12 protein-coding genes and 1 pseudogene are annotated in these 13,424 nt (G+C 73.8%); 1 reads left to right on the top strand and 12 read right to left on the bottom strand.

The annotated features are described in order from the left end of the window. Positions 1–6: 6 nt before the first annotated feature. Both BLS95_RS45485 and BLS95_RS56330 read right to left on the bottom strand, forming a co-directional pair. On the bottom strand, positions 7–1,167 hold the full coding sequence (locus tag BLS95_RS45485; protein ID WP_090945849.1) for a carboxylate--amine ligase: 1,161 nt from the start codon (positions 1,165–1,167) through the stop codon (positions 7–9). A gap of 341 nt (positions 1,168–1,508) precedes the next feature. Continuing rightward, entirely contained in the window at positions 1,509–1,676 is a 168-nt protein-coding gene (locus BLS95_RS56330; protein ID WP_176993726.1) for a hypothetical protein, read from the bottom strand. Here BLS95_RS56330 and BLS95_RS60040 point away from each other — a divergent pair. Then, a pseudogene (locus BLS95_RS60040) lies at positions 1,621–1,977 on the top strand (glycosyl hydrolase); the annotation flags it as partial. The gene BLS95_RS56330 and the pseudogene BLS95_RS60040 sit on opposite strands and share 56 nt — an antisense overlap. A gap of 218 nt (positions 1,978–2,195) precedes the next feature. On the opposite strand, the gene BLS95_RS45480 reads toward BLS95_RS60040, so the two are convergent. The 10 genes from BLS95_RS45480 to BLS95_RS45445 form a co-directional block, all read right to left on the bottom strand. Then, positions 2,196–3,449 (bottom strand): glycosyltransferase, encoded by a 1,254-nt coding sequence (locus BLS95_RS45480; RefSeq protein WP_176993731.1) that lies wholly within the window; start codon positions 3,447–3,449, stop codon positions 2,196–2,198. After that, the gene (locus BLS95_RS45475) at positions 3,440–4,573 is read right to left on the bottom strand and encodes a GNAT family N-acetyltransferase (protein WP_143044162.1); all 1,134 of its coding nucleotides are present in this window, start codon (positions 4,571–4,573) and stop codon (positions 3,440–3,442) included. Before BLS95_RS45475 ends, BLS95_RS45480 begins: the two co-directional genes overlap by 10 nt. Next, positions 4,570–5,130 carry a YveK family protein gene (locus BLS95_RS54955; protein ID WP_143044161.1) on the bottom strand — a complete coding sequence of 187 codons (561 nt, stop codon included), beginning with the start codon at positions 5,128–5,130 and terminating at the stop codon, positions 4,570–4,572. Before BLS95_RS54955 ends, BLS95_RS45475 begins: the two co-directional genes overlap by 4 nt. Continuing rightward, the gene (locus tag BLS95_RS45470; protein WP_090945892.1) at positions 5,127–6,227 is read right to left on the bottom strand and encodes a glycosyltransferase; all 1,101 of its coding nucleotides are present in this window, start codon (positions 6,225–6,227) and stop codon (positions 5,127–5,129) included. The genes BLS95_RS54955 and BLS95_RS45470 overlap by 4 nt, the downstream gene beginning before the upstream one ends. Then, complete coding sequence (locus tag BLS95_RS45465; protein WP_218136300.1) at positions 6,224–6,916, bottom strand: polysaccharide deacetylase family protein; 693 nt, start codon at positions 6,914–6,916, stop codon at positions 6,224–6,226. The genes BLS95_RS45470 and BLS95_RS45465 overlap by 4 nt, the downstream gene beginning before the upstream one ends. A 5-nt stretch (positions 6,917–6,921) precedes the next feature. Further along, a complete protein-coding gene (locus tag BLS95_RS57265) occupies positions 6,922–8,430 on the bottom strand; it encodes a lipid II flippase MurJ (RefSeq protein ID WP_218136293.1) in 1,509 nt (502 codons plus the stop codon). Further along, positions 8,427–9,716 (bottom strand): O-antigen ligase family protein, encoded by a 1,290-nt coding sequence (locus tag BLS95_RS57260; protein ID WP_218136292.1) that lies wholly within the window; start codon positions 9,714–9,716, stop codon positions 8,427–8,429. The genes BLS95_RS57265 and BLS95_RS57260 overlap by 4 nt, the downstream gene beginning before the upstream one ends. Positions 9,717–9,718: 2 nt before the next feature. After that, entirely contained in the window at positions 9,719–11,068 is a 1,350-nt protein-coding gene (locus BLS95_RS45455; RefSeq protein WP_143044160.1) for a sugar transferase, read from the bottom strand. 325 nt (positions 11,069–11,393) lie between these two features. Continuing rightward, positions 11,394–12,449, bottom strand: a complete 1,056-nt coding sequence (locus BLS95_RS45450; RefSeq protein ID WP_090945845.1) for a VWA domain-containing protein — start codon at positions 12,447–12,449, stop codon at positions 11,394–11,396. Continuing rightward, positions 12,449–13,399 (bottom strand): VWA domain-containing protein, encoded by a 951-nt coding sequence (locus BLS95_RS45445; RefSeq protein WP_090945844.1) that lies wholly within the window; start codon positions 13,397–13,399, stop codon positions 12,449–12,451. Before BLS95_RS45445 ends, BLS95_RS45450 begins: the two co-directional genes overlap by 1 nt. Positions 13,400–13,424: the final 25 nt, after the last annotated feature.

Genomic DNA, 13,424 nt, shown 5'->3' with positions numbered 1-13,424 from the left:
CGGGCACTAGTTCCATGGCCTGGTCAGCCGGGTGAACCCGCGCCTCATCGTCTGCTGGGCCATGGCCAGGAAGGGGAGGGGGTCGTCGCCGGCGAACCAGGCGAACTCGTCGGCCGCGCACATGGCGCGCAGGCTCCTCGGCCCGGCGGTGAGGACGTCGTAGTTCTCCACCACGTACGTCCGGCCGTGACCGGCCCGTCCCCGCACCGCTCGCCGGCCGGACAGGTGCAGGTGCGCGACCCGTACCAGGTCCAGGCCGCCGCTGTCGCTGAACAGCCGGAACTGGGCGCCCAGCCGGGGGTTGAAGTCCAGCAGGTAGTAGGTGTCGGCCGCCGGGTCGTGGCGGAAGTCGAGGTCGAGGAGCCCGCGGTACCTCAGCGTCGTCGCCAGCTCGCGAGCCGTGCCCTCGACGACGGGATTGGGCAGCCACCGGCCGTAGGTGGTGAGCCCGGCGCCCTTCGGCCAGGCACGTTCCTTGCGTCCCGCGCCGCCGTACAGGCAGCGGGAGTTCTCGTCGAAGTAGCCGTGGAAGAACCAGTCCGGGCGCCGGCCTCCCCGTACGAATCGCTGGAAGAGCAGGTCGCGGCCCTCCGCGTGCCGGAGCAGCCGGGCCACCTGGCCGGCCTTGCGCACGAGGGTGGTGTTGCGCAGCCCGCTGCCGGCCGGCAGCAGCCAGGGTTGCGCCCACTTGGCGACCAGCGGCAGGCCGAAGTCGGCGACGGCCGCGGCGGCGTCGCGCTCGCCGGTGATCAGGCGGGTCTCCGGCTGGGCGATCCCGAGCGTGGCGCACAGCTGGGACAGCAGGTGTTTGTCCGCCAGCGTGCGCGGCAGGCCGGGCTCCTGGTCGGGCAGGAGGTAGTACGGGCGCAGCTGGGCGGCGCGCTCCGCCACGGCGATGGCGGTCTCGTCGTCCAGTGGCAGCAGGACGGCCCGGCGCCCGATGTCGTCGGCGACCTGCTTGAGCGCCTGCACGACGTCGCGATCGCACGGCCACCCGTGGATCCGCGTCAGGTATCGGGAACAGGAGGTCGGCGCGTGCCCGCCCGCGATCAGCCCGTGCACCTCGACCCCCGCCCTGCCGAGGGAGCGAATGGCGCCGAGCGTCCCATGGTGAAAGATATTGGCGTCCAGCCGCACCACGAGCGCCGGGACTGTGCAGTCGAGCATCTTTTTACGTCCTCCTCCTTCGCGACCGGCTATGGGATCGGCAAGTCGCGAGTCGGATATTCCGCTTGCCGTTACCTGGGGTATAGGGAGGGATACAAAGGCAGCAATCGGGGATGTGCGATGGCGGCGCGAAACATTGTCCGGCACGGGTCGCTGGTGATCGTCGTGGCTTCGGTGACGGTGACCGGGCTCGGCCTCGCCAAGCACACCGGCAGAAAGCCTGACGGCCGGTCCCGTCCGCACGCGGCGCTCGGCGTCTTCCTCGCCTCGGACTCCCGCGGTCCCCAACTCCTGGCGGGCTTCGAGTCGTGGCTGCGGAGCGAGGTGACGGTGGGGCGTACCTACCTGCCCGGCGAGCGCTGGAAGTCGATCGAGGGCGCGCCGTTCATCCTGGACCCGTGGACCCGCTGGCGAGCCGCCCGCCCGGACCGGATCCTGGCGCTGAACGTGCCGATGGTCGCGCCGAACGAGTCCGGCATGCCCGACCCGGCCGTGTCGCAGCAGCTCATCGCGGGGGCGCAGGGCGTTCATGACCGCCACTTCCGGCGGCTGGCCCGCAAGCTGGTCTCCTCGGGCGCCGCGAACACGATCATCGTGCTCGGCTGGGAGATGAACGGCACCACCTACTCCAGCCGGTGCGCGCCCAACCCGGAGGCGTGGAAGCAGTACTGGCGGCGCATCGTGACGACCATGCGGGCCACGCCCGGACAGCGTTTCCTGTTCGACTTCGCCCCCAGCCGGGGCCACGACGCGATCCCCTGGACGCAGTGCTACCCGGGTGACGACGCGGTCGACATCATCGGCATGGACACCTACGACCAGGGGCCGGGACACAACTTCGCCGACTACGTCGAGCAGCCCTACGGCCTGCGCGCCCATGCCGACTTCGCGGCCCAGCACGGCAAGCCCATGTCCTTCCCGGAGTGGGGGCTGTTCCGCCACGGCGACCGGCCCGCCTTCGTGCGCCGGATGCTCGACTGGATCAGCAGTCACAACGTGGCCTATCACTCGATCACCGATTACTGTCCTCACGGCATCTGGCAGTGCTCGTCGAACCCGCGTTCGTCGGAGGTCTTCCGCAGGCGGCTGCGCGGGCCCAGGTCGCCGGGGGCGATCCCGACGCCGGTGCCCGCCCCGGCTCCTTTTCCGGTCCCGATCTCGGCTTCCGCCCCTGTGGCCCCGCCCAGCAGCCCGAGCGTGTGCCCGGCCAGCGAGTCCATCGAGTCGTCCACGTCGAACGCGCCCGCCAGCGCGGCGGCGGCCACGCCCTCCGCGGCGGCCAGCGCGGGTTGCCCGAGCCTGAGCAGCAGCGCCTCGGCCAGCGCCGCCTCGTCGCCGGGCGCGACGGCGGCGCCGACCCCGCCGGCCACCAGTTCGGCGAGGCCCGGAACCGCGCAGGCGACCAGCGGCCTGCCCGTGGCCAGCGCCTCCAGCGCGGTCAGCGGCAGGCCCTCCCAGCGGGAGGGCAACACCACCACGTCCGCCGCGGCGTACCAGGACCGGGGGTCGGCCACGGCGCCGGCGAAGTGAACGCGCGGCACGGCCCGTGACCGCAGCGCGGGGAGCAGCGGCCCGTCGCCGACGATCGCCAGCCGGGCCCGCGCGTCGCGCCCGGCGACCCGTTCCCACGCCGCCAGCAGCAGGTCCTGCCCCTTCTGCCGGGTGACCCTGCCCACGCAGACCGCCAGCCGCGCCTCGGCGGGGACGCCGTGGCGGGTCCGGGCCGCGACCTGTTCGCGCGGGCCGGCCGGCCGGAAGCGGCGCAGGTCGACGCCGTTGCGCACCACGACGAGATCGCCGGTGACTCCGTGCCGCCTGGCCAGCTCGGCCTCTCCCTCGCCCACGCAGATCACCCGGGCGGTCCAGCGTACGGCCAGCCGTTCCCAGCTCAGTGCCGCCGCGGCGACCGGGCCCCGGGCGGCCGGCCAGGACCAGCCGTGCGGCTGGAACAGGGTGGGCACCCGCCCCCTGATCGCGAGCCGGCCCGCCAGCCCGGCCTTGGACGAGTGGAGGTGCACCACGTCGGGGCCGAACGCGCGGACGATGCGCCGCAACCGGGCCGCCGGCACGACGTCGGCCGGTCCCGGCGCCCGGCTCGCCGTCCAGTCCAGCCGGGGCACGCCCAGGCCGTCCAGGTCGTCGGCCAGCCGGCCGGTGGGCGGGCAGGCGACGGCGACCCGCCAGCCCCGCCGGGCCTGGTCGGCCGCGGCCGTGGCCACGTACGCCCCGACACCGCCGTCCACCGGCTGCGTGACGTGCAGCACGCTCGGCCTCAACGCCATGTCGCAACCCTCTCCGCCAGGCGGGGGCAGCGCCGCCGCAACAGGTCCCTGGTCGCCCTGCGCATGCCGGCGGTCGCCGCGTATCCGGAGGCGCGGACGCCGTGCCCCAGCAGCACCCGCCGATTGGCGACGGCCAGGCATTCCCACTTCGCCTTGTACGGCTCGTCCCCGCGCAGCATGCTGAGCACCGGCTTGCCGAGCCGGTGAGCGATGCCCAGGTTCTGGCGCAGCAGCATCGTCAGGACGTCGACCTCGGCGCGCAGCTCCGGGTGGACCCCGTACAGGTAACCGCCCACGAAGTCCTTGCCGACCACCACGAAGTCCGACGCCAGCAGCCGCCCGCGGATCCGGTATTCCGTCAGCGCCGCGTGGCCGTCGGCCACCATCGCCCGCGCGGCCCTCACCAGGTGGTCCATGAAACGCGGCTGCGTGTGCTGGGCGTTGATCGGCCGGTTGGCCCATTGCAGGGCGTGCAGGCGCAGCAGCTCCGTCATCGCCCGCTCGACCTGATCAGGCCCGACGGACACCGCCGACACGTCCAAGGCGTCGAGCTTGCGGAGCGCCGACCGCAGCCGGCGCGCCCGCCGCGTGCTCAGCCCCGCGAGCACCTCGTCGACCGGGCGGCCCGGCAGCTGGAGGCAGGTGGAGGCGGGCAGGGTCCACGTCCTGCCCGCCCACAGCTCGGCCAGCCGGCCGGCGGCCGCGCCGGGCCGCACCTCGGGCAGGTCGATCACGTCCCAGCCCGGCTGGGTGAGCAGCGCGGCCCGTAGCTCGCCCAGCCCGGCGTCGCCCTCGGAGTCGTCCACCACGATGTCGGTGAAGTCGGACTGCGCCCCGCCGACGGGTGTCAGCGCCCGGCAGCCCGACCGGTACTCCAGCCGGAACGGCGCCGCCGCGACGAGCCGCCCGCCCCGGTGGGCCAGGAACACGCGCAGCCGCCCCGGGGTCCCGTAGACCCGCCACCAGGAGCGGAGCCAGCCGAACGACTGGAAGGGCGTGGCGGCCGAACTGCGCGCGTAGAGATCCGCCCAGTCCGCCGACAACGCCGCCAGCTCCGCAGCCTCCCTGACGACCCGCAGCGTGAGTCCCGCTCGTGAGCTCTGCGCGGAGGGGGACCGGCTCACGCGTTCGCCCCGGTCAACGCCGGTTCCGGCGCGCGGGGCGCGGCCTGGCGGGCCGGCGGGGCGGCCAGGCGTACGAGGCCGGCCACCAGGACGGCACCGCAGCCGCCGATGGCCACGCAGATCAGCAGCACGGGGGACGCCGGGTGGAGCGGCGGCGTCGCGGTCGCGAAGGGCACCAGCCGCACGTCGGTCTGGGCGGCATGGGAGTTGGCGTAGTGGACGAGCGCGGCCGCCGCCCGGTTGACGCGCTCCGCGGCCTCCGTCGCCTCCGGGGCCATGAAGGTGAGGCGGAGCATCGGGGCGTCGGGGGTGGCCGCCACGCTCAGCGCGTCCTGTTCGGCCTCACCGCTGGTGATCAGTCCCGGATGGCCGGCGATCCGGGCGTAGGCGGAGGCGAAGTGGGCGGCCCTGGCCGGGTCCCCGCCGGCCACCATGACATAGGCGTCGGCGGCGTAGACGGTGTCCCTGGCCAGCGTGTACGCCAGCCCGCCCAGCATCCCGAACGCCAGCGACAGCGGCAGCCACCATCGCGAGATCAGGCCCATGATCCAGGTCATCGGTACTCCTCCGTGGGTACGGCGCCCAGCAGGCGCAGGTAGAGCGACTCCAGTTGCCCCGCCTGGCGGCGGATCTCGTAGAGCCGAAGGGCGTCGGGCGGGGCCAGCCGGCCCGGCGGGCGGGCGACCAGGGCGGACAGCTCCGCGGCCAGCCGGTCCGGCGCGACGCGGCGGGCTCCCGGGGCCGAGCCGGGCGGCAGGTCGTCGATGGCCGGGCAGGTGTCGTACAGGACCGGGAGGCCGCAGGCGAGCGCTTCGACGACCGCCAGGCCGAACGTCTCCTCCGCCGAGGGCGCGGCCAGCACGTCCATCGCCGACAGCATGGCCCGCACGTCGAGCGACTCGCCCGCGAAGATCACCCGGCGATCGGCGCCCGCCGCGCGGGCCAGCTCCCGCAGCCGCGGCTCGCACGAGCCGGAGCCGACCAGCAGCAGGACCGCGGGTTCGAGCGAGGGCATCGCCTCCACCAGCAGGTCGAAGCGCTTGCCCGGCTCCAGCCGGCCCACCCCGCCGATCACGAACGCGTCGTCCGCCAGCCCCAGCCGCTTCCGGGTACGCCGGCGCAGGGCCGCGTCGAAGCCGAACGCCGTACCGTCGACGCCGTTGGGGATCACCACGATGCGCGAGCGGTGCACCCCCCACCTGGCCAGCCGGTCGGCCACGGACGGCGAGACGGCCACGGTGAGGTGTCCCAGCCGCTCGCTGGCCAGGTACAGGGCCCTGATGGGGTGAGTGAGGCGGCGTCCCTCGATGTGCTCGCACCCGATCGAGTGCTCCGTCGCCACGATCGCCGGGACGTTCGCCAGCCGGGCCGCCAGCCGGCCGTACACGCAGGCCCGGTAGAGATGGGTGTGCACCACGTCGTAGCGCCGGGAGCGCATCAGCCGGGCGAGCCGCCCGACGGCCCGCAGATCCCTGTTGCCGCGCATGCCCGCGTAGTGGACGGGCACGCCGGTGCGCTCGATGGCGTCGGCGACCACGCCGCGGCCGGTGAGCACCGCGACCTCGCTCCGGACGCCCAGGTGCGGCAGCAGGGACCGCAGCTGCTGCTCCGCCCCGCCCGCCGCCAGACCGGTGATGACGTGCAGGACCTTCATCGGCCCCACCGGACCCGGTGGCGCAGCCATTTGGCGCGCAGCCGCAGGGCGCCGTCACGGTCGCCGACGTAGGTCCGTGGCAGCGCGTGCCCGCCGCTGAGCTCGGATCTCCAGATCGCGCAGGCGTAGGAGTAGCCCGCGTCGCGGACGGCGGCCACCTCGCGACCGGTGACGTGCCCGTACGGGTAGCAGAATCCGCTCACCCGGTCACCGAGCATGTCCTCCAGCACCGCCTTGCTGGTCGCCACCTCTTCCCGCAGCTCGGCCTCGCCCAGACCGGGCAGCGAGCGGTGCCCGGCCGAGTGGGAGCCGATCTCCATGCCCTGGCGGGCGGCCCGGCGCACGCCGTCGGCGTCCATGAGCCGCTTGCGCGGCCCGCCGGCGTCCCACGTGTTGTGCCCGCCGAGCAGGCCGGAGAGGACGAAGACGGTGGCCGTGAACCGGTGCCTGAGCAGGGCGGGCACGACCTCGCCGAGGAAGTCGTCGTACCCGTCGTCGAAGGTGAGCCCGACCAGGCCGCGGGCGTTCCCGGTGGCCCGGGCGCGCAGGAGCTCGCCCATCGAGACGCCGGTCAGGCCGCGCCCGGCCAGCCAGCGCAGCTGCCCGGCGAAGCGGTCGGGAGAGACGGTGACCCGGAACGGGTCGCTGTCGTATTTCTCCACGGAGTGGTACATGAGCACGAACGGCATGGCGTTCACGCACGACCTCGCATCCTGATCAGGCGGGTGATCGGAGTGGTTCCGATGAGCGCGGTGCCCGAGACGGCCGCGACGGCGCAGAAGGTGGCGGCGAGCGCGGCCCCGGCCAGCGCCAGCGCGATCGGCCGCGGCAGGTCCGCCAGCAGCGATCGTGCTCCCCAGCCGGCCGCGGTGGCGGCCGCGGCCGCCGGCAGCAGGCCGCGGAGTGGCGCGACAGCCATCCGGAAGGGCAGGGCCATGACCCGGCTGCGCAGCCCCGTCAGCAGCAGTACGGCGGTCAGCGTGATCCCGGCCGCGTTGGCCGCGGCGATGCCCGTGACCCCCCACGCCGGGCGGGCCAGTACGGCGGTCACGATCAGCCCTGCGGCCATCGCCAGGGCCGGGTACCAGGAGGCGCGGGCGCCGCAGAAGTAGGCCCGGCACGCGACACCGACCACCGCCTGGCCGAGCAGCCCGAGCGCGTACACCCGCATGATGTGCGCGGTGGCGGCGGTGTCGGCCTCGGTGAACGCCCCGTGCTCCAGCAGGACGGCCACGATGTCCGGGGCGCAGGCGAGGAACGCCGCGGTGCCGGCCAGCACCACCGCGCAGGCGACGGCCAGGTCACCGGCCATCCGCCGGCGGGCCCGCCCGGTGTCGCCCGCCGCGATGGAGCGGGCGAGCTGCGGAAAGCTCACGGTGGCCACGATCAGTGACAGCACCATCGGCACCTGGGCGATCTTCTGCGCGTAGTTGAGGTGGGAGATCGACCCCTCGGGCAGCGACGAGCCGACGAACCGCTCGACGAAGACCTGGCACTGGCGTACCAGCGTGAAGACCGCGACCGGCAGGAACGCGGCCAGCGGCAGCGGCACGCCGCGCGCGGGCCGGCGGGGTGGCCCGATGCGCCGCAGGAATGCCGGCGTCTGGACGAGCACCATGCCCAGGGCGCCCGCGGCCACCCCGAGCGCCGCCGCGTACACGCCCCGGTCCCGCAGCGTCCACACGCAGGCGACGATCCCCACGTTGTAGGCGACGTAGATGGCGGCCGGGGGCGCGAACGCCTGGTGCACCCGCAGCACGGCGCTCAGGTATCCGGCCAGGCCGAACAGCGGGATCGTGACGGCGGCCACGCGCATGCAGTCGGCGGCGAGCCCGGCCTGCGGGATGCCCGGCGCGAGCAGGCCGACCAGGTAAGGAGCGCCCACGGCGACCAGGGCGCCCAGCCCCGCCAGGCCCAGGCACAGCCGCGGCAGCGTCGAGGACACCAGGCCGCGCACGTCGTCGCCCGCCTCCACCGCCCGGCTGAACAGCGGGACCAGCACGAAGGCCATGGCGCCCTCGATCAGCAGCGGGGCCGCGGTCTCCGGGATCGTCCAGGCGACGAGGAACGCGTCGGTGCCGGCGTCGGCGCCGAACACCGTGCCCACCAGCAGGTCCCGGGCGAACCCGAGCAGCGAGCCGAGCCCGATGAGCAGCGCGGTGACGCTGACGGCCCTGGCGGCGGGTGACGTCGCCGTCGTCATGGCGCCACTCCCCCGCCGGCCGGGACCGGGATGCCACCGCTCGGTCCCACCGCCGCGGGCCGTGCGACGAGCGACAGCACCAGCCCGAGGACGACGGACATGACGACCGTCGAGGGGCCGCCGATGTCGCCGTAGCAGAAGGCCACGAGATGCCAGGTCAGCAGCCCGGCCGCGGCCAGGGCGGCGCCCCGGACGGCCCACCTGGCCAGGGCCCCCAGGAACAGCAGGAGGGCCGACAGCCCGAGCAGTCCCTGCTCGCTGAGCGTCAGCAGGTACATGTTGTGCGGCGACAGCAGGGGCCGGCGCTGGAAGCCGTGCGCCGGGTCGTCGGTGTCGCTGCCGGACGACAGCTCGATGGGCGCGTACATGTCCCGCAACCGGGCGAAGCCACGCGGCCCGGCCCCGGTCAGCGGATGGTCCATCCACATGCCCGTGGCGGTCAGCCACAGGCTGTACCGGTCGTTGACGGACCGGTCGGGCTGGGAGACGGCGGAGCCGATCGAGGCCAGCCGGTGGTCCAGCAGGTCCCAGCCGGTGCCCGGCCCGAAGGCCAGCACCGTCGTCGCGACGGCGCCGGCGAGGAGGAGCCGGGCGGCCAGCGCGCGGCGGTACAGGAAGAGCATGACCAGCACCGCGCACAGCAGGGCGAGCCAGGTGCCCCGGCTGAGCGACAGGACGAGGGGCACGCAGAGCAGCGCGGCGCCCGCGAGCGCGGCGGCCCGCCGCCTGCCGCGCAGGCGCAGGCCGACTGCCAGCAGGATGATCGCGCCATAGCTGACCACGCTCGCCATGCCCATGACGTCGGGCGCGCCGAACGTGCCGACGGCCCGCACCCGCTCGCCCGCATACGACGCGCCGGTGCCGGTGAACGCCTGGAGGCAGCCCACCAGCCCCTCCACGGCCGCCGCTCCGACGAGCGCGCCCCCCACGATCAGGACGTCGGCACGGTTCCGGACCGTGACCAGCACGGCCAGCGGGACCAGCACGAACACCTGGACGTACCTGGCGTAGCCCGGCAGGCCGCCGAGCAGGTCGGGGGAGGCCAGCGCCGCGAGGCTGACCATGCCCGCGACCGGCGCGAGCACCAGGGCACGGACGGGCAGCGAGGCCGCCGGGCGGCTCCTGAGCAGGACGAGGGCCGCGACGGCGATCAGCAGGACGGAGGCCAGGTCCGCGGCGGTGACGTGCACGCCGGTGGACAGATCCCCCCGGCCCGACGCCGGAAGGCAGGCGAGCAGCACGGTGCATGCGGCCGCCACGCTGGGCCGCGGACGGACGGTACCCATGCCTAGCTCCCACCTCGCCGGAGCAGTGCCCACAACGTGCGCAGCATGATCTTGACGTCTGATCGCAGGGTCCACCCGTCGATGTAGAAGTTGTCGAAGCGGGCGCGCTCCTCGATCGAGGTGTCCCCGCGCAACCCGTGGATCTGGGCCCATCCGGTGATCCCCACCGGCATCCGGTGCCGCAGGTCGTAACCGGGGATCGTGCGGGAGAACTCCTCGACGAAGTGCGGGCGTTCCGGCCGGGGGCCGACGATGCTCATGTCGCCCTTGAGAACGTTCCAGAGCTGGGGCAGCTCGTCGCATGAGGTCCTGCGCAGCAGCCTGCCCCTGGGGCCGACCCGGCTGTCGTTCGCGACGCTCCACAGGGTGGCGGACTCGTGCGCGTCCACCGGCTTCATGGTCCGGAGCTTGACCATCTCGATCGGCGCGCCCAGATAGCCGACGCGGCGCTGCCTGAACAGCGGCCCGCTGCCGATCTCCGAGCGGATCAGCAGGGCGCAGATCGCGAGGATCGGCGCGCTGACGACCAGGCCCGTCACGGCCACCGTGACGTCGAGGACCCGCTTCAGCGGCCAGGAGAGGCGGCGGCGCGCCTCGGAGCGCATCCGCAGGAGCGGCAGGCTGCGTACGTGCTCGCGAAAAGTGACGAAGTCGACGACCAGCTCGCCCAGGTCGGGCGCCAGGTACACCTCGCAGCCCAGCGCCCGCGCCGTTCTGGCGATCGACTGCTGTCCCTGCCCGGCGAAGATCACCGCACGTACGCCGTGGGTCTGGACGATGTGGACGACGTCACCGAGCCTGCCGAGCACGGGCAGGCCCGAGCCGGTGCCGGCGCCCTCGTCGAGGAAGCCCAGCGGGAGGAGGCCGTAGTCGGGATGGGCGAGCAGGCTCGCCGCCAGCCTGTGCCCGTGCGCGTCCGCGCCGATCACCAGGGCCGGCACCGACCTTCCGCGCCGGCGTGCCCTGCGGACGACGAAGTGGACGACGCTCCTGCCGCACAGGGCGAGAAAGGTGAACAGCAGCGCGCTCAGCGCGACGACCGCGAGCGTCGCCGCCTCCCAGAAGGCCGCGAGCGCGGCCACGAGTCCCGATCCGGCGAGCCAGAAGCCGCGATCCAGGCTGGAGGGCAGGACGCGCGGCGCGTAGCCGCCGCCGAGGCCGTTGAACGCGACGACCAGCATGCCCGCCAGCGCGATGCGCTGGAGTTGCTGGCCCGCGTTGGCCGCGGTGAACGCCATGCAGATCAGGTCCACGCTGACCAGGGCAAGCGGCTGGGGGTGCACCCAGAGCCTGGACCTCCGGCGTCTCCCCCGCCGCACGACCCGGTCGTCGCCGGTAACACTAACAGACACCGATTCTCCGGAAATAGCCGATTCAAGAAGATTGGCGCGCGATCAGCCGATCTGATAAGCCCAAGAAAGCGATAGTTGCCCTTCGGTTGGCTTGCCCTTAATAAATTGAGTGGACATTTTCCTGTGAGAAATGTGAACAATCCCGCAACGGAGCCTTGATCGTAGCTCCGCGCACCACGGAAATCGAGAACGTGACGGGTGGCGGGCTCAAGCCGTCACGCAAGATTTCATTGGTGAATTGTTGGCCAGATGAATGCCGCTCCCAGGTTTGGCGGGCGGGTGCGCCACGCCGGCGACGACCCGCTCCGCACCGCGGGAAGGGCCGTCAGCGGGCCGGGGTCCGGGGACGGTTCCACCAGAGCGAGAGGGACAGGGCCGCGGTGACGAGCACGGCGCCGCCGGCGGCGAAGGCGGCGGCCGTGTCGACCCGCTGCCGGATGACGGTGAACCTGCTGGGGAGGCTGCCGAGGGCGCTCTGGAGCTGGTCGGCGTTCTCGGCGCGGTGATAGGCGCCGCCGGTGGTCCGGGCTATCTGCTTGAGTGAGGGCTCGTCGATCATCCGGATGTTGCGGCCCCTGTCGAAGCCGCCGCGGCCTCCGAAGCCGCCGCCCCAGCCGCCGAAGCCGCCGAACTGGGAGCTGTCGCAGACCATCGAGGCCGGGTTCGTGGTGCCGAAGCCGATGGTGAAGACGCGGACGCGGCGTTGGGCCGCCTCCTGGGCGGCGGTGCTCGGGTCGACGCCCTGGGTGTTGGCGCCGTCGGTGAGCACGACGATCGCGGCACCGGCGTACCCTTCCCCGCCGCCGTCGCCGGGGTTCGCCCCGGTGGGGGCCACCGACGGGTCCACGTCCGCGATCGCGTCGATCGAGGCGAGAATGGCCTGCCCGACCGCGGTGCCGCGGGACGTGGTGAGGCCGTCCAGGGCCTCGATCAGCGAGTCGGTGTCATCGGTGGGAGGGACGAGCAGGCCCGCGGTGCCCGCGAAGGTGACCAGGCCGATGCGCGGCCCGCCCCGCTGCGACTCGATGAACTCCGCGGCGGCCTTCCTCGCGGCGGTGATGCGGTTCGGGTCGACGTCCGTGGAGCACATGGAGCCGGAGGTGTCGAGCGCGAGCAGGATCGTCGCCGACGTCTGCGGCACCGGCACGGAGGCCTGCGGTCGCGCGGCCCCGACCGCGAGCAGCGCGAGCCCGGTGACGAACAGCGCCGGAGGGATCTTCCGGGTCCAGCGCGTACGGCCGGGCAGGGCGCTCCGCACGAGCGCGATCGAGGTGACGCGCACGGCGGCCCGCCGGCGGCGGCGCCGCGCCCACTCGCGGATGACGAAGATCAGCGGGATGATCAGGACGGACAGCAGCGCCCACGGCCACGAGAACACCATTAGATCACCCGTCCAGACCGCAGTACGGTGAGCGCCGCTCCGGCGGTGAGCAGCACGAGGGCGAACCCGATCAGCCCGCCGGCCAGGGGCAGCGGCTCGTCGGAGACGGTGAGCCGCAGGTCGATCGTGTCGGCGATCCCGTCGAGCCGCGCGGCGTCGGAGGCGGGGTGGTAGGCGCCGCCGGTGGTCTGCGCGATCAAGGTGAGGGCGTCCTCCTCCAGCGAGGTCTGCAGGTGGTAGCCGTCGACCTGCACCGTCGCCCCGGCCGTGGTGCCGATCCCGACGGTGTGGACGTGGACGCCCGCCTTCTGGGCCACGGCGGCGGCCTGCTCGATCTCCCCGTCCCTGTTCTGGCCGTCGGAGAACATCACGATCGTCGCCGACGGCCAGTAGCCGATGTCGGGCGCGGTGCCGTCGCGGCCGACGGCCACCTGCCTGCCGGTGATCGCCGACAGCGAGGCGGTGATGGCCGTCCCCAGCGCGGTGCCGCCGGCGATCTTCAACCGGTCGATGGCCTTGAGCGCGATGGAGTGGTCGGCGTCGGGGCGTGCGGTGGTGAACGCGCCCCGCTGGAACGCGACGACGCCGATGTCCACGGTGTCGGGCTGCGCCGCCACGAACGCGCGGGCCGCCCGCTGCGCCGCCGCCAGCCGGTTGGGCGCGACGTCGTCGGCCCCCATGCTGTTGGAGACGTCGATGGCGAGGATGACGGTGCCCGCGGTCCGCGGGACCGGCACCATGGCCGCCGGTCCCGCGCCGGCGACCGCGAGCACGCCGATGCCGGCGACCGTCAGCCCGACTCCCAGGTACGCCCGGCGGGCGCCCGGCACGGCGACGCCGGCCGCGGCGAGCGCCGCCGCCCGCCGGCGCGCCGAGACGACGGCCGCCCAGGCGAGCGCCGCCGTGACGAGCAGTCCGACGGCCAGCAGCAGCGGGGAGGACAGGGTCATGAGCCTCCTCCGTGTCCGTTGACGA

This window comes from Nonomuraea jiangxiensis (assembly GCF_900099965.1).
Taxonomy (GTDB): domain Bacteria; phylum Actinomycetota; class Actinomycetes; order Streptosporangiales; family Streptosporangiaceae; genus Nonomuraea; species Nonomuraea jiangxiensis.
This window is presented reverse-complemented; position numbering and strand designations above follow the sequence as displayed.